Origin of the sequence: Anaerotignum propionicum (assembly GCF_024461735.1) — a bacterium.
Lineage (GTDB): Bacteria > Bacillota > Clostridia > Lachnospirales > Anaerotignaceae > Chakrabartyella.
Genome location: NZ_JANGAD010000005.1, coordinates 154734 through 174002 on the forward strand (window position 1 = coordinate 154734; position 19269 = coordinate 174002).

Genomic DNA, 19269 nt, shown 5'->3' on the forward strand with positions numbered 1-19269 from the left:
AAAAGGAGAAAATTAAAAATATGAAAAAAATGTTTTTGGCATCGTCATTTAAAGATGTAGCAAATATATTTGCAAAATTTGAATCAAATTTAGAGGGGAAAACAGTGACTTTTATACCAACTGCAAGCACAGTGGAAAAAATCAAATTTTACGTTAATTCAGGTAAAAAAGCACTTGAAAAATTAGGCCTTATTGTAGATACTCTAGACATATCTACCGCAAATGGGAATGAAATAAAAGCAAAACTTACCAACAATGATTTTATCTATATCACAGGTGGTAATTCATTCTTCTTGCTGCAAGAATTAAAAAGAACTGGGGCAGATAAAGTCATTGCAGAGGAAGTACAAGCTGGTAAACTTTACATTGGAGAATCTGCAGGGGCAATGGTTATGTCAGGGAATATTGAATACGCAAAGGCAATGGATAGTGTAGAGAAAGCACCTAGTTTGATGAACTATGATGCCTTAGGGTTGGTAGACATTTATCCGGTACCCCATTATGAGAGTGCTCCTTTTAAAAAGATAGCCCAAGCTATCATAGATGCCTATTCACCTTCGTTGAATTTAACGCCGATTAGCAATCATGACTGTATTTTGATTGAGGGTAGTAATATAAGAATTGAAAAGAATTGATTTTATATAGCATCAGTAAAGCCCGCACACTAACCCTAGAGTAATGTGCGGGCTTATACGTATATGTTTATATGACACCAAAAAAATGTATATAAGTTCCAAAATCATGGTGATTCTTGACTGTTGCTAAACTTAGTGATGAGAGGTAGAAACTACTACTAAGAGTATTAAACTGTCAATTATTCCTTTGATCATTAAGATTAATGAGCTTTAGGTGTTCTTTTCCCCATATATTCATCTGTTCTAAGATTGGACTTAATGATTGTCCTAGTTCCGTAAGTGTATATTCGACTTTTGGCGGTATTTCTGGATAAACCTTTCTATAAATTATCCCATCGGCCTCCAACTGCCGAAGCTGTTGAGTCAGCATCTTCTGGCTGATTCCGTTTATTCCTTTATTTAGCTCTACGAACCTTTGTGTACCGTTATTAAATAGGTTTCTTAGAATAAGAACCTTCCATTTTTGGCCAATCAGGTTGACGGTATGCTCAATAGGACATGATTTATCGCACGGCATTCTTATCCCTCCTGTCAATTGTTATATTTACTTACTATTTGGTTAGTATAACACTAAATAGTGCCTTATTGCAAAAAGTTTGTAACTTTAATATAGTAATTGTAGAGCAAGTCTATTTAGATTAATTGGTTATGGTTTCAATTGCCACTACTATCTAAATACAAATTAAAAGGAGGAATAAGTAATGGAAAAAATAAATATCGATGGTATTCTTGATTTTGCAACTGAGAGAAGTGCACGTAAAGCAATTTTCAAAGAAGGACATTTTGATACAGGACTTTTGCTTTATGCCCCAGGACAAACAACACCGGATCATAAGCATTCAGATATTGATGAAATCTTTTATGTGATTTCTGGTGAAGGTACAATCACCATAAACAATGAAGAAGTGCTTGTAAAAGAGAAGGATATCATATTTTCACCCTATGGAGAGACCCATGGATTTAATAACACCAGTGCTAACAATTGGGTTGTATTGCAAATTAAAATTGATACTCTTAAAAATGCTTAAACCATTTTATAAAAATTCGGAATTGAGTACAGGAGGTAAAAATTTATGTTTACACGAATAGACCATGTTGCGTTATCTGTAAAAAACAGAGAAAAGTCCATTGACTTTTACGAAAAAAACTTTGGGTTTAAAAAATATTTTGAGCACGATGTTCCCGGTGTGCCAGACCTTGAAAAGGTTGTTTATCTTCAGTTGGGTGATACGGTGTTAGAGTTTGAACACTGGACAATTGATAGGGAAAATAAGGGGTATCATTTCTGTCTTATTAGCGATAATTTTGATTCGGATTATCAAAAGCTTAAAGATGCAGGGATCCCGGTCGTAACTGAGCCACATATTCCTGATCCCAGAACACCTCAGGAAACAGGCTGGAGACGAGTTGTTTTTCGAGGTCCTGATGGGGAATTGATTGAGTTTAGAGGATAAGGAAATGAAATTCCTTCAAGGCGAGAACTATATGTAAAGCAAATCATGAAGCGGTAGGGTGATTAGTTGGAGACGAGTTGGCATACGACACTGTTAACATTACCATTTATAAAGGACACGTGAATCTTACATGTGGCAATTCTCGAAATAAGGATGAAAGTTATCACTGCAATGAGATGCAAAATCCTATCGCTGTCTATATGGATTCAGCCAAGGAAAATTAGCAGTTTTACATCAAAGACGTATACCAGATTAAAACAGGTTATACAACAAAGTACATGTGAGATGTGAACAAATAAATACCAATACAATGAAAGCTAAATTCACCCACCCACTGTCCTTTTGAGAGGATACTCAACTATTTTGAGCATATAGGTAAAGAGATAGCCGCTAACAAAATTTGATATGCTCCCCCGCAAAGTTGACTTTGGTTTTTTTAGGTCAACCTTAGGGAGAGCATATCATAATACAAATTAGCGGCTCAATCCTGTAATGAATTGATTTCATCTAGTGTATTTCTTTTTACAATTCTCATTACCTGTAAAATGAATCGAATTGTGCTGTTATCATTATCTTAAAAGCTTTTCATATGTGAATTTTCCTACAGCGCCCTTCATAAGAAGTGCAGCAAGCAGGGCTAAAACGACACCCATCCCCAAAAGAAGCCATGTGCTTACCAAGATTACCCCAGTGAATTGGCCTATGACAAGTGCAATGATGGGAAAAATCAAGAATACGGCACGTTGCTGTGCTTCTTCTATGGTTTGTGCCTTTGCGGAACCGCGAACCGTTATACCGATAGCAACAAGGGAGATAGCTGGTGCGATAAGCAGCATAACAATAAGCCAACTAATATCAGGCATAATCCCAGCACCTGTCAAAAAAAGCATCTCTATTTCCAGTACTATCATCATTGCGGCAAATGAGATGAACGAAACCATCATACCTACCGAAAAGCCGGCTAATATTTTTGACTGAAACAATTGCTTTAACGAGAGCGGGGAATAAAGCAAGGTTTCCAGCGTGTGCTTCTCCTTTTCTCCCACAAAGGAGCTGGCCGCCATAACAGACGACGCCATAATGGGAATCATTAGAAAAAAAGCCGGCATGATTTTGTTGAGCACAAGCCTTAATATTATCTGATCTTGATTGCCCTCTCGCTCAGTAATTGGCAGCATATTCAGTAATGCCTGAAAATCCGAAGCCGCATCCGGAACCAGTGCCGTGACAAATACTAAAATAGAAGGGAGTACAATAGTAAGTGCAAGGGGCACAATCAGCATAACCATGAACACCTGCTTATTTGATGTAATGCCACGAATATCTTTTTTAATAAGGGCAAGTTGTTTTGTATTCATAAATTACCTCCCTCCATTTTCCCATTATTCATGTCAATTAGTGAAAAATAAATTTCCTCTAACGACATCCGCTCTGCTGAGACATGATATACATCGCCCCCCGCCCCAACAATTCCTTTGACAATAAGGGGAATTTCGTCCTCTGAGCCTACTGTGATATCATAGGTGTGTTCTCCGGCTTTCTGATATGCCATACCATCGGGTATGAGGCTTGCTTTCAACCGTACCTTTACTTTAGAGGAAACCATGGTGCGAAGCTCCTCGATATTTCCTGTAGCCAATAAACTGCCCTTATTAATCAGTCCGTATGTGGTGCAGATTTCTTGGGCATAGCGCAGCTGATGGGTGCATAAGAAAATTGTTGTCCCCCTTGCGGCAAGTTCCTGAATGAGAATGTTGACGTTTTGCGCACTTTCAGGATCAAGACCTGAGGTTGGTTCGTCCAAAAACAGAATTTTGGGGCTGTGTATCATAGCTCTGGCAAGGGAAAGCCGTTGGCGCATACCGGTGGAATAGGCAGACAGCTTCCGTTGCCGTGCATCTATCAAATTTAGCCGTTCCAAAAGAGCAGTTGCTCTCTTTTCACAATCAGACAGATTCATACCGAAAAGCGTGCCATAAAAAATGAGATTTTCAAGACCCGATAAATGGTCATACATTTGTGCATGTTCTGTAATCACGCCTGACAATTGATGAAGCTTTTCTGGATTTTGGGCGGGGTCAAGGTCAAACACCCGACAGCAGCCATTTGAAGGCGTAAGCATGCCACAAAGCAATTTGATAGTGGTGGTCTTTCCAGCTCCGTTGGGACCCAAGAACCCAAATACCTCACCTTGCTCCAAGCTGAAGCTAATATCATCGACTGCCTTGTTTCCTCCGGTATAGGTTTTTGACAAATTTTCTAGTAAGACTGCTCTCATATTATGCCTCCAAACATTTTGTTTTTTAGCTTCTCCGCAATTCTCTGAAAACGGTGTTCATCGGTAAGGTTGGTAAACACAGGGTTTTTGACGATACTGTCGACCATACTTTGGCGCACGATCTTTTCATCCCGGGGAAGGGCAGCTCCTAAATCATACGCATCAATCCACTCATCAAGCAAATTGAAGTAAGTGTCTCCTTTTAACTTAAGGGGATAAATATCTCCTGTAACAAGCTCTACATATTCTTCAAGGATTTCAAGGGCTCTGTCTGTATTTCCAAGCATTGTATATCCTTGCGCAGCAATGATGTGGAACTTCACCAGCATTGTCGGGTGAAGATTTTTCAAGTCAAAAGTTTCAGCAACAGCAAGCGCTCGTCGGTATGTTTCCTCAAACTGATCCGGCGCATCGGTGCAAAGCGGGAGATAGTCGGTGAGCGCAGCAAAAAGAGAACCCATGTGTTGATAGATGCCGGCTTGTAATACCGACTTTGCTTCTCTTTGCTTGCCGATCATTTGATAGGCTGGTGCAAGTAGCGTTTCTGTGCTAATTATCTTGTTGCTTGTTTCCTTAAGCAGTTCTATCACCTCTTCTGCATTGCCCAGTGTCAAGGCGCAAAATGCCTCCATGTTAAGTGCAAGCTGGCAAAGCTCCGCATCTTCACTTTCTTTTTTCACTCGGATAAACAGCTCTTTAGCCTCCGTAATGACTGCCAAGGTTTTACCCATGTCACCTGATTCCATGCTGTTGTTAATGAGCAGCGCACCGATTTGAAAGAGTAACGGGAAGCAGGAAAAATACTTTTTAGCAATTTTACGGCAATGCTCCAGCACTTCATCAAAGGGTTTTACTGTAAAATCGGAGGATAGGCTCAGATACAATTTGCGGATATCCTCTTTGCCCATTTGCGGCTCGTATCCCATTAACTCATCCACGCTGATATTGAAAAAAGCTGCAAGCTGTGGAAGAAATGTGATATCGGGAAAGCTTTGTCCGGTTTCCCATTTTGAAACAGATGCCTTGGAAACGCCGATGTAGCTCGCAAGGTCATCTTGCGTTAGTCCTTTTTCTCTACGCTTGTTTATAATTACTCGAGCAATATTAATATCTTTCATGTAATCACCTCATTTACTATTATATCAGTTGATTAAATCAACCACAATGGATTCATAGTTGATTTTAGTTGAAAAAATCAACTACAGAGAAACAAAAAAACAGACGCTAATAGTATTTGATTTTAATTCGTAGTTTATAAATTCCCTCCTCGAGCCCAAAAGGAAATAAAAAAATATTTTTCAAAAACATATTACACAGTAGTGAATATAGATAGTTTCATATAGTAAGCAAGGCTTTCAAGCGACTAATCATGAAGCAAGATAAAAGAAACAAATTATCCCACTATGAATAAAAGAAACAGAAGAATACGAAGATTCATTGATTACACTTTCCTTGTGACAGTTAAGCAGAAAATGAATGATTGGCTGTAGTAGCAAAAAGCATAATATGATTAAAAGTAATATTGTGTAAGTTGATTCACCAACTGATTCAATCCTAAAAAGTACGGGGAGCTATATACATCTTCATTCTATGGTATTGAGAATAAAATCTTGATACCTCTTATTTATTATCTTTGATATTGTCTTTGTAAAAAATGGATAAATAGGCATAACCAAATAAATTTTGTTGTTGTGATGGCAGTCAGAACAAAACATAGATTGACACTGGAAATGATAATATGAGCAAAAACAGTGTTGACAAAATAACTAACATCAAATATAATAAACAGTATTAGATAATATATTGATGTTAGAAGGTGACGAAGTGGACTTTGAGCAGATGGCACAAGAGTATTTGGAAACAATGTATTACATGCGAAAGATAAATTCACACAAGGAGATTCATGATTCCGTCCATGGAGAAAATTTTGTACTCCTTTTCATATCTCAAAGAGGAGGAAAAGTAATTCCAAGTGATATTAGTAATGAGATGGGAATTTCTACGGCAAGGGTAGCAGCGGCACTGAATAGTTTGGAAAAAAAGGGCCTTATTATAAGAAGGATTGACGCAGAAGACCGGAGAAGAATTTTGATTGACTTAACGGATTCCGGAATGGAACAAGTAAAAAACCATTATAGTATGGTTTTGAATATGGTAAAGAATATGCTCCATTTTCTTGGGGAGAAGGACGCAAAAGAGTTTATACGAATTATGAAAAGACTTGCAGAAAAAGGGCCAGAAGGATTTAAGTAAAATGCAGTCACATATGTGGCTGCATATCTTCTAGTCTAAAACCTAACAATATTAGATTATAGTACCATTAGCAAAAGGAGAATTAGCATGATAAAGTTATTAAAACGTTTCGATGTATCAGAATGGGTTCAGGTGTTGATCAGTTTAATATTCATTGTAGCTCAGGTTTGGTTAGATTTAAAGCTTCCTGATTATATGTCCGAAATCACAAGATATTCGCAGATGCCCGGTGGTGAAATGTTAGATATCTGGCTGGCTGGGGGCAAAATGATGCTTTGTGCCATGGGAAGCTTAATATCATCAATCATAGTAGGCTTTTTTGGAGCGAGAATAGCGGCATCTTTTTCCCGAAGAATAAGAAGCCTTCTGTTTGCAAAGGTTGATTCTTTTTCTATGGAAGAAATGAATCGTTTCTCAACAGATAGTTTGATAACAAGGTCAACAAATGACATCACACAAGTACAGCAATTTATTACAATGGGATTGCAGTTGTTAATCAAAGCACCGATTATGGTTGTGTGGGCATTAGTAAAGATTTCGGGAAAAGGATTTGAATGGACAGTTGCAACCGGTGTGGCTGTTGGGGTTATGGCGGTGGTGATTGCCTTATTAATGCTGTTTGTAATGCCCAAGTTTCGTAAAATGCAGGTGCTTACAGATAATTTGAACCGAGTTACAAGAGAAAATCTCACAGGCCTGCGTGTGGTGAGGGCATACAATGCAGAAGGCTATCAGGAGAAGAAATTTGAGAGTGCAAACCAGGAGTTGACGTCTACCCAACTGTTCACAAATCGAGGTATGGCAGTTATGATGCCTATGATGACAGCGCTAATGAGTGGATTGTCACTGGCAATTTATTGGATTGGTGCATATCTGATTAATGGGGCACAAGCAATGGATCGTTTAACGCTTTTTTCCAATATGGTTGTGTTTTCATCCTATGCAATGCAAGTAATTATGTCATTTATGATGCTGGTAATGATATTTGTAATGCTTCCAAGGGCTTCCGTGTCTGGAAAGCGTATTAATGAAGTATTGGATACGCAGGCCACCATTTTGGATGGAGATAAATGTCAAGGCAAAGATGGCTTAGTAGGTCATGTGGAATTTAAAAATGTTAGCTTTAAATATCCGGGGGCTTCTGATTATGTTCTGGAAGATGTCAGTTTTACTGCAAAGAAGGGTGAGACGGTTGCATTTATTGGATCCACAGGTAGCGGAAAAAGTACTTTGGTAAGTCTAATTCCAAGATTTTATGAGGTTACAAGTGGTGAAGTTATCATAGATGGAATAAATGTTAAGGAATATAAACAGGAAGAATTATATAACAAGATTGGATATGTTCCTCAAAAAGCAGTTATGTTCCGTGGCACCGTAAGTAGTAATGTAGGTTTTGGTGATAATGGAAAACACAAGCCGGATCAAAAAGAGATTGAGACCGCTATAAAAATTGCACAGGGAAGTGATTTTGTAGAAAAAATGGATCATCAATATGAAGCAGTGATTTCTCAAGGGGGATCCAATGTGTCAGGTGGACAAAAGCAACGATTGGCCATTGCACGGGCTGTTTGCAGAAAACCAGAAATGTATGTTTTTGATGATAGCTTTTCTGCATTGGACTATAAGACTGACCGTATACTAAGGTCTGCGTTGAAAAAGGAAACGGCCGGTGTAACAAATCTGATTGTTGGACAACGGATTGGCACAATTATGGATGCCGATCAAATTATTGTTCTTGATGAAGGAAAGATTGTTGGCAAGGGAACACATAAAGAACTTTTAAATACCTGTGCCGTATATAAAGAGATCGCTATGTCTCAGCTAAGCGAGGAGGAGCTATTACATGACTGAAAAGAGAGAAAAGCAAAATAAGCAAGCTGGTTCCATGGGAATGGGTTCTGTGGGAGTGCCGGGGGAAAAATCAAATAATTTTAAATCGACAATGGTTAGATTGTTACAATACTGTAAGAGATATTTGCCTTTTATAATATTTGCTTTGATAGCAGCAATAGCAGGAACAGTGCTGCAGATTGTGGGGCCTGACAAATTAAAAGAACTGACAAATGAAATTATGAAGGGATTGCCCGCCGTTGTTGAAGGAACCCCGGTGATTGGTAGTATAGATTTGAATGGGATTTCTAAAATAGCCTGGACCTTAGCACTGTTTTATGGTATTTCCTTTTTACTTAGTTATTTACAAAGTTTGATAATGGCTACGGTGACCCAGGTGATTTCTAAAAAAATGCGGTCAGACATATCGCAAAAAGTGAATCGTCTTCCCTTGAAATATTTTGATTCTACTAGCATTGGTGATGTATTAAGCCGAGTGACCAACGACGTGGATGCTATAGGACAGACTTTAAATCAAAGTGTTGGTACACTGATTACTTCTGCAACTATGTTGCTTGGTTCCTTGGTTATGATGTTTTACAATAGCTGGATTTTAGCACTGACTGCAGTGGGTGCAAGCTTTTTGGGGTTCACCTTTATGATGATAATTATGAAAGCTTCTCAGAAATACTTTAAAGAGCAGCAGACTGAGTTAGGCAATATTAATGGTCATATTGAAGAAGTCTATACAGGGCATAATGTTGTAAAAGTTTACAATGGAAGCAAAGAAGCCAAAGAAGAATTCGAAAGAAGTAACAGTAAATTATATACGAGTGCTTGGAAATCTCAATTTTTATCTGGACTTATGATGCCCCTTATGAGCTTTGTAGGAAACTTCGGTTATGTGGCAGTATGTGTTGTTGGCGCAGCACTTGCTATGGAGGGAAAAATAACATTCGGTGTTATAGTAGCGTTTATGATGTATATTCGCTTATTTACCCAGCCACTTTCTCAGATTGCCCAGGCAATGAACAATTTGCAAAGAACAGCCGCAGCCAGCGAGCGTGTATTTGAATTTTTAGATGAAGAAGAATTGGAAAATGAAGTAGAAAAACAAAATAATCTAAACAATGTCAAAGGAGAAGTGTTATTTAACAATGTGAAGTTTGGATATACATCTGATAAACCGATCATTCACAATTTCACGGCAAAAATTAGGGCTGGGCAGAAGGTAGCGATAGTGGGTCCAACTGGAGCTGGCAAAACAACAATCGTAAATCTGATTATGAGATTTTATGAATTGGATGGAGGCGAAATAATGATTGATGGAGTACCAATTCATGAAGTCCCAAGAGAAAATGTCCATGGGCAGTTTAGTATGGTATTACAGGATACCTGGCTTTTTGAAGGAACGATACGAGATAATATCATATATAGCAAACAGGATGTTACGGAAGAAGAAATCATCAAAGCTTGTAAAACTGTGGGACTACATCATTTTATTAAGACTTTACCAAACGGATATGATACGATATTAAATGATAAAGCAAGCCTATCGGAAGGGCAAAAGCAATTAATCACGATTGCAAGGGCCATGATACAAAATGCTCCGTTGTTGATTCTGGATGAAGCCACAAGCTCAGTGGATACTCGTACGGAACGTTTGGTACAGTCTGCTATGGATCAGCTTACGGTTGGCAAAACCTCGTTTGTAATTGCCCATCGTTTATCAACTATAAAAAATGCGGACTTAATTTTGGTCATGAAAGATGGAAATATTATTGAGAGTGGAAATCATGAAGAATTGCTTGCAGAGAAAGGGTTCTATGCTGAGCTTTATAGCAGTCAGTTTGAGGTAGCGTAGGGAAAATCATGTATTATCAGAGAGTATGTAGGGCATTTCAAATGATACAGTATTAGAAGAGATTGAAGAAATTTCAGCGAAGCAAGAAGATGACTTAAAATAGTTATAGAGTAGTATGTATATGGTAAATTTTGCAACAAAATAATCAGCTCATTTTAGCTTCTGTTAAAAAATGCAACCAGTCATGGTTGCATTTTGCTTTGTTGTAATATAAAAATAGTAGAGGTAATGATATGACATTACGCCTTATTTTCAGATGTAGAGATTATCCCTTGTGATGCTAAAGAAATACAAACTCTAATCATGTTTCATAACCAAATAATTAAGCTACTAGTGAAATGAGTTTAATGAGTGTTTATGTAAATCTGTCATTGTCTTTTCTATATGCTTATTGACAAAGGATATAAATAGGTAATATAATACCTATATGGATAATATATTACCTATATTGGAGGGGTGTCAATGTATGATTTTGATAAAATGGATAAAAGATTGATTGTATTTGGCTATCTGTTTCGTGTAGCTAATCGCCTTCAAAGCAAAATGGATTCTCAGATGAAAGACCTAACTGCCAAGCAATGGTTTGTAATTTTGGTATTGGGATTATTTGAACAGCCGCCCACACTAAAGCAACTTGCAGCAGCTTGCGATACTTCTCACCAAAACACAAAGCAACTTGTTATGAAGCTGGTCGAAAAAGGCTTTGTGACAGTCCATAACGACGAGAAAGATGGCAGGGCGATGCGTATAAAAGTAAGCGAACAATGGGAGCAGTGGGACAAAGATAACGAACAAATTGCAACTCAGTTTATTGACAGCATGTTCTCTGGTATGAGCATGGATGAAGTTAATAATTTAAGCAGCTGGCTAATTAAGATATTTGATAATTTAGATAGTATAGCGGAGGTATCTGATGTCTAAAAAAATTTTGGTAGTATACACATCGAAATACGGCTCAACGCAAAAGTATGCGGAATGGATTGCTTCAGAACTAAGTGCAGATTTATTTGCCGCCAAAACGGTTGAGCCGAAAGCGCTAAGTCAATATGACATTGTTATATATGGAGGTGGTTTGTATGCAGGTGGTATCGCAGGTGTAAAACTGATTACCTCAAATTTATGCAAGAATATTATTGTATTTACTGTTGGATTAGCCGATCCCAATGCGACAGACTACAGCACAATCTTAAATAAAAACTTTACGCCAGAGCTTTTGGTGAAAACAAAATTTTTCCACCTGCGTGGTGGAATTGACTACAAAAAGCTTGGGCCAATCCATAAATCTATGATGGCTATGATGAAAGGCATGATTCAAAAAAAGCCAGAATCTGTGCGAGAACCCGATGACAAAGAATTTCTTAACACTTATAATGCAAAAGTAAATTTTGAGGATAGGGGAACGATACAACCTATAATCTCCTATGTGAAGGACTTATATTTCTAGAAAGCAACATTCCTATCTACTATTTTTCTGTATCATAAGAATACTGGCAGGTGCTGAAGCACCTGCCAGCCAGACTGAAGACAAACCTTGGGCGTTGCCCAAACCAACTTGCTTTTTGGAAAAAGCAAGACCAAAAACTTTTATTAAAACTGCATATTCATGCGGTTATAGATGAGTCAATGATGCAATGGCAAAGAAGTGCCATCTGTCCGCAGGACAGCTTTGCAAAGTAAAGTGCTGATAGGAAACCCTTGTGGGTGTTTGAGGGCAAAGCCCTCGAGATTTTGACTTTGTCTACAACCTGCCAGTATTCTATAACAATTTGTTTTGGATACGTTCCTTAAGGTCTAAAATTTTATCTTTGATAAGAGATATGGTTTCCAAAAACATGTTGTCATCCATGCCGCTGGGGTCATTAAGACCCCAATCCTCACGGTGCTTGCAGGGCAAGAAAGGACACTCTACGTTGCAACCCATGGTAACAACAATATCTACGGGTGGTATATCGGCCAGAAGTTTGGAATACTGAGTTTTTTCCATATCAATCCCATAAAGTTCTTTTACCAGACGCACAGCATCTTGGTTGATTAGTGGTTTTGTTTCTGTTCCTGCTGAATAGCACTCAAATACGTCTCCTGCAAAATGCCTACAAAGAGCTTCTGCAATTTGAGAACGACAGGAATTGTGCACACAAACAAAGGCAATCTTATTCATGCTCCTTACCCCCTAAAAGTGATAGTAAATGACTGCCTTTAACATCTTCTGGGCTCCACTTAATAACGGCTAAATTGCCTTGAGATAGTTCCATTACCTTGTTAATCCATTCGATTTCATGGCTTGCTTTGGCTCTTAAAAGCTGATTTGTGGTTTCGGTGGCATACAGTGATGCATTGATAACCCACCATTTTGTTGAGATTTCGGCACGCTTCAAATCTTCTTCTAGCCGCATGGCTTCAAAAACAGGCGTGGTTTCAGCCAAGGTTACAATAATAACTGCTGTTTCATGAGTGTTGCGGAGTCTGGGAAGAAGTTTTTTAACAGCCTCTGGGACGTTACCCTGTGTGCGTTTCACTTCGTGATGATAGCTCTGTGTGGAATCCAGCAGAAGCAATGTGTGGCCTGTGGGTGCGGTATCAATCACGACAACCTCATTTTCCGCTCGCTCCACAATTTCCGCAAAAGCACGAAATACAGCGATTTCCTGTGTACAAGGGGAACGCAAATCCTCCTCCACATAGGCAATATCTTCTTCTGACATAGACTCTCGTGCTTTATTTAACACTTCTTCTTGATAACGTCGGAGTTCTTCCTTTTCATCAATATTGCTCATGGTAATACCATCGGTTTCGTCTAAGACAAATTTCAGATGGGCGGCAGGGTCTGTGGTTGTCAGATGTACCTTTTTCCCCCTTGCAGATAGGCCAAGAGCGATGGCAGCGGCAATGGTGGTTTTACCAACACCGCCCTTGCCCATGGTGAAAATCACCTTTTTACCACTTGTATACAAATCGTCAATGACCTTGTCGAGGGCCGGTATATTGGTGGCATTTAGTGAATGGTCGCTCATGGCAAGGATGTTTTTTTGGAGCAGATTACGAACATTTTCCATACCGGTGATGTTGTAGGCACGCAGTGGAACAAAGTATGCAGTAATATTTTTTAATCCCACAGGCATATGGCTAATTGCTGCTTGTTGCTTATTATATAGGCTTTCGGATATGACATCATCAAAAGAAGATAGCATTCCATTCACAATCAAAAGCTGATTGTGTACACCCAAATCGGCAAGCTCATTGGAAGCACGTTCCGCTTCTTGTAGGGGAGAGCTTTCAGTGCGAGAAACTAGTAGGAGAGTAGTCAATTTGCTGTCCGCTAAAGTATCTACCGCTTCTTTGTACATCTCTTTACGTTCTTCTAATCCTGATAGCTGACCAAGACAAGAAGCACCATGTGTGCTCTCATTGATAAATTTGCTCCATGCACTGGGCAGTTGCAGCATTCGCAGGGTATGGCCTGTGGGGGCAGTATCAAAAATAATGTGGTCGTATTCTTTTGCCGCACTTTCGTCTGTAATGAAGTTTGTAAACTCATTAAAAGCGGCAATTTCCACCGTACAAGAACCGGATAGCTGCTCCTCTATGTTGATAATTACAGATTCTGGTAATTTCCCGCGATAGGGTGCAACAACACTTTCCCTGTATTGTGCCGCCGCCTGTATCGGGTCTAGGTTGGCAACCACTAGCCTGGGAACTTCCCCAATGGGTACGCCTTTGCCATCAAGCTGGGTGCTGAATACATCCTGCAAATTGGATGCGGGGTCCGTGCTGACAAGCAGTACTTTTAGCCCATTATCTGCAAGCGCTACAGCGGTGGCACAAGCGATAGACGTTTTTCCAACACCGCCTTTACCTGTAAAGAAGAGATATTTTGTAAGGTTTAGGTTTTGCAGTTCAAAAGGTTTCATTCACAGCAACCTCCCGAACAGCAGCATCCACCATCTTTCTTTTTGGTTTCAGGAGCATCAAGATATGAGGATGGGATTTCAAGCCATGCGATAATTTCCTCATTGGTAGGATATGCTTTAGTTTTAACAATTTTACCGTCAATGACCGTAGCAGGTAAAGACTCCACGCCATCGCCCATTATCAGTTTATTCATAGCTGTATTGTTTATAAACGCCTGTGGGGCACTGTTTAGGTTAAAACGTGAGGCGGTAATGCCGTTCTTTTGCAGATTATGGAATACGGTTGAGATGCGGAGCAGTTCGGGATCCACACCAACACCGCAGATACCCGTTTCACAGCACATGGCAGGTTCGTAAATAGACATTGTTTTCATAGAAATCACTCCTTAAATTAGATTATTATGGACAAACCAATGGTAGGTCACTTCATGAAGGAAACCAGTGCTTTGTTTTATTTGCAATTTTAACAAGTATCAGCATCACTGGAACTTCGGTAAGCACCCCCACAATGGTAGCCAATGCAACAGGCGATTGGGCACCAAACAGGGCAATGGCAACTGCAACGGCAAGCTCAAAGAAGTTTGATGCACCAATCATTCCCGCAGGAGCGGCGATGTTGTGGGGCAGTTTGAGCACCTTGCTCACCAAGTAGGCGATAAAAAAAATCAGGAATGTCTGAATGGTCAGGGGTACAGCAATCAATATGATGTGTAGCGGATTTTCCAAAATCACATTTCCCTGAAATGAGAAAATTATAATCAGCGTCAAAAGCAGACTTGTGACTGTAATACTGTTCCATTTTGGTAAGAAAACGTTGTTAAAGTATTCTGCACTTTTGCGTTTGATAAGCTGTGTTCTGGTAATGATGCCAGCCGAAAGAGGTATAACAACGAATAGTACAACGGACATTAAAAGTGTATCCCATGGAATAGAAATGCCGCTTACGCCAAGTAAGAGCCCCACAATAGGTGTAAAGGCAACGAGGATAATCAAATCGTTGGTTGCAACCTGTACTACGGTATAAGCGGGGTCACCTTTTGTTAGATGGCTCCATACAAACACCATTGCTGTGCAAGGTGCGGCACCAAGCAGTATGGCTCCAGCCAAATAGTCTTTTGCCAAATCCGTAGGAATGAGTGCTTTGAAAATCACGAAGAAAAAAAGACTTGCAATCCCAAACATGGAAAAGGGTTTAATCAGCCAATTTGTAACCCAAGTTACAAAAAGACCTTTTGGATTTTTACCAACGTTGTGAATGCTCTTAAAATCCACCTTTAACATCATGGGGAAAATCATAAGCCATATTAGAATGGCAATTGGGATAGACACCTGTGCATACTCAAACAGACCTAAAAAAGAGGGGATAGAGGGTAAATACTTGCCAATCAGAATACCTGTTGCCATGCAAAGCAGTACCCATACCGTTAAATACTTTTCAAAAAAGCCGATACCTTGAACTTGGTTATCCTTTTCCACAGTTGCACGCCCCTTCCTTGCAAATACAATCCTCTTTATCAATGGTTATGGCACATAAGAAGTTTTTAAAGTCCTGAACCTTTGCACTATTTAGTGAATAATACATCCATTTGCCTTCTTTACGTCCCTTTACTAAACCGCAATCACACAGTATTTTCATGTGGTGGGAAAGGGTTGGCTGTGTTATTTGAAACTTTTCTAGAATTTTGCAGGCACAAAGTTCACCACAAGACAGCATATCCACAATCATAAGACGGTTCGTGTCTGCAAGGGCTTTGAACAACCCAACATTCTCGGTATATTTATTAATCAAGTCAATCACCTCACATAGATATTTATCTATATGTATTATATGTTAACATATAGATAAATGTCAATATATTCTCTGCTTTATTAAAATATACAGTAAATATTTTTACTATCAATAAATATAGGGAGCAATTAGAAGTAAAATTTAATATAAGCAATAGCGTTATCTGTATTTTATTGCAGATAACGCTATTGCTTTTGTTAAGACGTAAGATTAATGACTATGACGACGTTATCCACGCCTGCACCTATCCCCACCGCTGCGGAATGGATATAATACTCATCTGCCAAGGAATCACCAGCTATTCGTGACAGCATTTTTGTCTACTAAAATAAGCAGTGATTTTTCACTGCTTATTTTTTACCATTTTCTTATAAAAATATCTCTTTCCTCAAGCAAACTATCCACGGTTTCTAACCCTAAATCATGCAACATTTTAACTACGTAAGGATTATCAAATGGAGTTTTGTAAATGGCTTCTTCTCCATAGCGAAGAACGCTTTCCTTTCCTTCTTCTTTGGGAATTAGGGCTTTTGGTCCCCCCACACAACCACCAACACAGCCCATTCCTTCATAGAAGTTGGCATTGCCTGCTCCTACGAGAATATCATTGAGCATTTTCTTGCATTCCGCAACTCCATTTGCATGACGTGTTTTTACAGTAATCTCTCTTGTTGGATTAATACGCTCTACTGCTTCTCGTACCGCTTCACTGACACCCCCCGTTCCCGCATAAATTCTGCCTGCCTTAGAAGAATGATCCCGTTCATCCTCTTCCATGTCTTTTAGATTAAGTCCTGCAAAGTCAAAGATATCTTGAATCTCTTTAAAGGTTAAAACAAAATCCGTAGAATCACTAACATCCTTTTCCTTTGCTTCTGCCTTTTTAGCCATACATGGGCCGATAAAGACCGTTATTGCTCCGGGATAAAGTTCCTTTATGGAACGTCCACATGCTACCATCGGTGAAACAGCTGCAGGGACATGAGAAACTAGCTGAGAATATACCTTTCTTATCATAGCAATCCACATAGGGCAACAGCAACTCGTTAACTGAAAATCTTCTTCTGTTTTAATATTTCTATCAAACTCTAACGCTTCTTTCATGGTCAAGATATCAGCAAACAGAGCAACTTCTACCATTCCCGTAAAACCAATTCTTTTAAATGCAGCACGCAATTTGCCTGGAGTGATCTCATCTGAGTACTGGTTTACAAAGGCAGGGGCAATCATCGCATATACGGGGGAATTGGAACTATAAAGTGATTCTAACATTGCCAAAGAATCCTTGCTCTCAATTATATTTGATTTTTTACAATTTTTAATGCAATCTCCACATCCTACGCAATTTTCACCGTTAATATCGATATTTCCATCAGGATTTATAAACAGTGCATCAAATAAACATTTTCCCTTACAATCATCCTTCTCCTCTGGGGAGCAATTGCATTGGCCTGTACGAAGAACCACCTCATGTTTGTGCGGATTTATAAGGCAGTCTAATTGATGAGGATCATACCCCTCATTCTCGATTAAATTTAATTCTTCAGGCATTTTACTGTTTACAGCTGCTTTCAAAAGTCTATTATATAGGTCTTCAAATGTCATAGTTTTACCTCTTTTATCGCAATGTATTTAGAATTCTTAACAACTACAATTGCTTATGTGGCTGAAAGATTCAACTGATTTTAATTGATTTATGATTATTCTATAATGTAAATATGTCCATAATTGACGGCTTTATGTTATGATTAATAGATCTAATCATCACTAGATGAAACAATTATGACTTAATCAATCTATAAGAAATAGAGCGCATTATCTTATGAAGAAAACAGATAGAGAAATGGAAGCATCCATATTTTAAGAGGTTCGAGAGAGATGCCACAAGTGAGGTTCCTGGCTATTTTTAGTTAGTTTTGAATTGACTTTTGGTTTTAAAAGGGCGTAAAAGTACTGTTTTAAATCCTTGAAAAATGATGGAGTATAGATGTGATAGGTTGTTTTACATAATATAGCGATATAAGAGGTTAAATTTAGACATAAAATGACACAGCGGTTTAATCCTATTTTTTATATATGGAAAAATTATGAAGATACATGTATAATAAAGTAAAGGGTATAAGGAAAGATGAATTCAATTGCTGCACATTTCAAACCATATTGTTGATTGTAAGTTTGTTTTAAGTAGTCTCATTTACATTACAGTTAGTATTCAGAGGGAATAGACACAGCAGTGTACCATAGTGAGAAATTAAAAGATAAATAAATTGAAGTTAATTATTTAAGTAATGCGTTACTAAAGAATATTTATAATCTGAAGGAAGATACGGAGGAAAGGAAATTGAATGTATTGTCGTCTAAAAAACCGAGGCTATTGATTGAAATGATTGCTTGTTTCTTTCTTATGGCAATAGTGGGTGGTGTTTTTAATAAGATAGCAGATATTTTCAACGCAGATGGACTTTGGGTTGGTATTTTGACATATTTTAGTTCTTATGCAGTCATAATTCTGTATGTAGTGAAAATAGAAAAAAAGCCGATTGCTTATGTTGGGTTAAAGAAACTGGCTATCTCTGAAATTCCAAAAGGATTATTGTTAGGAGTTTGCATGTTTGCAGTACAGCAAATCCCTTTGCTTTTGATGAGGGTAGACTATTCTGTCTTTGCGACGGAGCCTGATTGGGGCAGCATTATGATCAGGTCACTATATTGTTTTTTTTGCGTGGGACTTACGGAAGAACTGATATTCAGAGGATTTATATTGCAAAAAAGCCATGAACTATCAAATCAAAAAGTAATCATAGTCGCGATGAACTGTCTGTTATTCTATGCATTCCACTGGCCACCTGTACGGTTTGTTTTCGGTGAATTTTTTAATATTACTGTAAATACACTTTTCCTGTGCATCTATTTTTACAAGTCTAAAAATAAAAGTATTGTTCCCCTTATGATTGCTCATGGATTTTATGACATCTTGACGGCGTATTTACTTCCTGCCTTTCTCTACATAGTAAGATGAGCATATGCCAGTAGTAAATATTTCAAACAAATTTTCAGTCTATCTGTTTAAATATGTTTTGTATTGGATTATTATTTTTTGAAACGTCAAAGTTTTGTTTTTTCAAAAGATAATCAGGTACAAGGAGTATTTGCAGAAAAAAAATAAATATCTCTTGTTACGACTATAATCACAAAACCATAAAAAATATTTAAGTCCGGTACTAGTTGAAACAAATATTGCAACTTTTGTTTTAACGA

Annotated in this window: 19 protein-coding genes; 9 read left to right on the plus strand and 10 right to left on the minus strand. The window is 38.4% G+C overall.

Annotated features, from left to right (window positions below; genetic code table 11):
• Window positions 1-20 precede the first annotated feature (20 nt).
• Window positions 21-635 (plus strand): peptidase E, encoded by a 615-nt coding sequence (locus NE558_RS08490; RefSeq protein ID WP_256149588.1) that lies wholly within the window; start codon window positions 21-23, stop codon window positions 633-635.
• A gap of 175 nt (window positions 636-810) precedes the next feature.
• On the opposite strand, the gene NE558_RS08495 is transcribed toward NE558_RS08490, so the two are convergent.
• Window positions 811-1152, minus strand: coding sequence for a winged helix-turn-helix transcriptional regulator (locus NE558_RS08495; protein ID WP_256149589.1), 342 nt, complete (start codon window positions 1150-1152; stop codon window positions 811-813).
• Window positions 1153-1336: 184 nt separating this feature from the next.
• Between NE558_RS08495 and NE558_RS08500 the strand changes: the two genes are divergently transcribed.
• Both NE558_RS08500 and NE558_RS08505 read left to right on the plus strand, forming a co-directional pair.
• Window positions 1337-1663 carry a cupin domain-containing protein gene (locus NE558_RS08500; protein ID WP_256149590.1) on the plus strand — a complete coding sequence of 109 codons (327 nt, stop codon included), beginning with the start codon at window positions 1337-1339 and terminating at the stop codon, window positions 1661-1663.
• Window positions 1664-1708: 45 nt separating this feature from the next.
• Window positions 1709-2089, plus strand: coding sequence for a VOC family protein (locus NE558_RS08505; protein ID WP_256149591.1), 381 nt, complete (start codon window positions 1709-1711; stop codon window positions 2087-2089).
• Window positions 2090-2658: 569 nt separating this feature from the next.
• On the opposite strand, the gene NE558_RS08510 is transcribed toward NE558_RS08505, so the two are convergent.
• Genes NE558_RS08510 through NE558_RS08520 form a run of 3 tightly spaced genes read right to left on the minus strand, consistent with a single transcriptional unit; the run spans window position 2659 to window position 5485 of the window.
• The gene (locus tag NE558_RS08510; protein ID WP_256149592.1) at window positions 2659-3447 is read right to left on the minus strand and encodes an ABC transporter permease; all 789 of its coding nucleotides are present in this window, start codon (window positions 3445-3447) and stop codon (window positions 2659-2661) included.
• Window positions 3444-4367 carry an ABC transporter ATP-binding protein gene (locus NE558_RS08515; RefSeq protein ID WP_256149593.1) on the minus strand — a complete coding sequence of 308 codons (924 nt, stop codon included), beginning with the start codon at window positions 4365-4367 and terminating at the stop codon, window positions 3444-3446. Before NE558_RS08515 ends, NE558_RS08510 begins: the two co-directional genes overlap by 4 nt.
• Window positions 4364-5485, minus strand: coding sequence for a helix-turn-helix domain-containing protein (locus tag NE558_RS08520; RefSeq protein WP_256149594.1), 1122 nt, complete (start codon window positions 5483-5485; stop codon window positions 4364-4366). Before NE558_RS08520 ends, NE558_RS08515 begins: the two co-directional genes overlap by 4 nt.
• A 706-nt stretch (window positions 5486-6191) precedes the next feature.
• Between NE558_RS08520 and NE558_RS08525 the strand changes: the two genes are divergently transcribed.
• The 5 genes from NE558_RS08525 to NE558_RS08545 all read left to right on the plus strand — a co-directional run bounded on the left by NE558_RS08525 (window position 6192) and on the right by NE558_RS08545 (window position 11758).
• Entirely contained in the window at window positions 6192-6620 is a 429-nt protein-coding gene (locus NE558_RS08525; RefSeq protein WP_256149595.1) for a MarR family winged helix-turn-helix transcriptional regulator, read from the plus strand.
• A gap of 87 nt (window positions 6621-6707) precedes the next feature.
• A complete protein-coding gene (locus tag NE558_RS08530) occupies window positions 6708-8471 on the plus strand; it encodes an ABC transporter ATP-binding protein (protein ID WP_256149596.1) in 1764 nt (587 codons plus the stop codon).
• On the plus strand, window positions 8464-10314 hold the full coding sequence (locus tag NE558_RS08535) for an ABC transporter ATP-binding protein (protein ID WP_330643419.1): 1851 nt from the start codon (window positions 8464-8466) through the stop codon (window positions 10312-10314). The genes NE558_RS08530 and NE558_RS08535 overlap by 8 nt, the downstream gene beginning before the upstream one ends.
• Before the next feature lie 462 nt (window positions 10315-10776).
• On the plus strand, window positions 10777-11235 hold the full coding sequence (locus NE558_RS08540; RefSeq protein WP_256149597.1) for a MarR family winged helix-turn-helix transcriptional regulator: 459 nt from the start codon (window positions 10777-10779) through the stop codon (window positions 11233-11235).
• A complete protein-coding gene (locus NE558_RS08545; protein WP_256149598.1) occupies window positions 11228-11758 on the plus strand; it encodes a flavodoxin domain-containing protein in 531 nt (176 codons plus the stop codon). The genes NE558_RS08540 and NE558_RS08545 overlap by 8 nt, the downstream gene beginning before the upstream one ends.
• Window positions 11759-12070: 312 nt before the next feature.
• Here NE558_RS08545 and NE558_RS08550 read toward each other — a convergent pair whose 3' ends face one another.
• The 6 genes from NE558_RS08550 to NE558_RS08575 form a co-directional block, all read right to left on the minus strand.
• Window positions 12071-12472, minus strand: coding sequence for an arsenate reductase ArsC (locus NE558_RS08550; RefSeq protein WP_256149599.1), 402 nt, complete (start codon window positions 12470-12472; stop codon window positions 12071-12073).
• Window positions 12465-14222 (minus strand): arsenical pump-driving ATPase, encoded by a 1758-nt coding sequence (gene arsA, locus NE558_RS08555; protein WP_256149600.1) that lies wholly within the window; start codon window positions 14220-14222, stop codon window positions 12465-12467. Before arsA ends, NE558_RS08550 begins: the two co-directional genes overlap by 8 nt.
• Window positions 14219-14596: an arsenite efflux transporter metallochaperone ArsD gene (gene arsD, locus NE558_RS08560; RefSeq protein WP_256149602.1), complete on the minus strand. Its 378-nt coding sequence runs from the start codon at window positions 14594-14596 to the stop codon at window positions 14219-14221. Before arsD ends, arsA begins: the two co-directional genes overlap by 4 nt.
• Before the next feature lie 52 nt (window positions 14597-14648).
• Window positions 14649-15698: an ACR3 family arsenite efflux transporter gene (gene arsB, locus NE558_RS08565; protein WP_256149603.1), complete on the minus strand. Its 1050-nt coding sequence runs from the start codon at window positions 15696-15698 to the stop codon at window positions 14649-14651.
• Window positions 15685-16011 carry an ArsR/SmtB family transcription factor gene (locus tag NE558_RS08570; RefSeq protein ID WP_256149604.1) on the minus strand — a complete coding sequence of 109 codons (327 nt, stop codon included), beginning with the start codon at window positions 16009-16011 and terminating at the stop codon, window positions 15685-15687. Before NE558_RS08570 ends, arsB begins: the two co-directional genes overlap by 14 nt.
• Before the next feature lie 357 nt (window positions 16012-16368).
• On the minus strand, window positions 16369-17616 hold the full coding sequence (locus tag NE558_RS08575) for a [Fe-Fe] hydrogenase large subunit C-terminal domain-containing protein (RefSeq protein ID WP_256149605.1): 1248 nt from the start codon (window positions 17614-17616) through the stop codon (window positions 16369-16371).
• Window positions 17617-18352: 736 nt separating this feature from the next.
• On the opposite strand from NE558_RS08575, the gene NE558_RS08580 reads away from it, so the two are divergent.
• Window positions 18353-19030 (plus strand): CPBP family intramembrane glutamic endopeptidase, encoded by a 678-nt coding sequence (locus NE558_RS08580; protein ID WP_256149606.1) that lies wholly within the window; start codon window positions 18353-18355, stop codon window positions 19028-19030.
• Window positions 19031-19269: the final 239 nt, after the last annotated feature.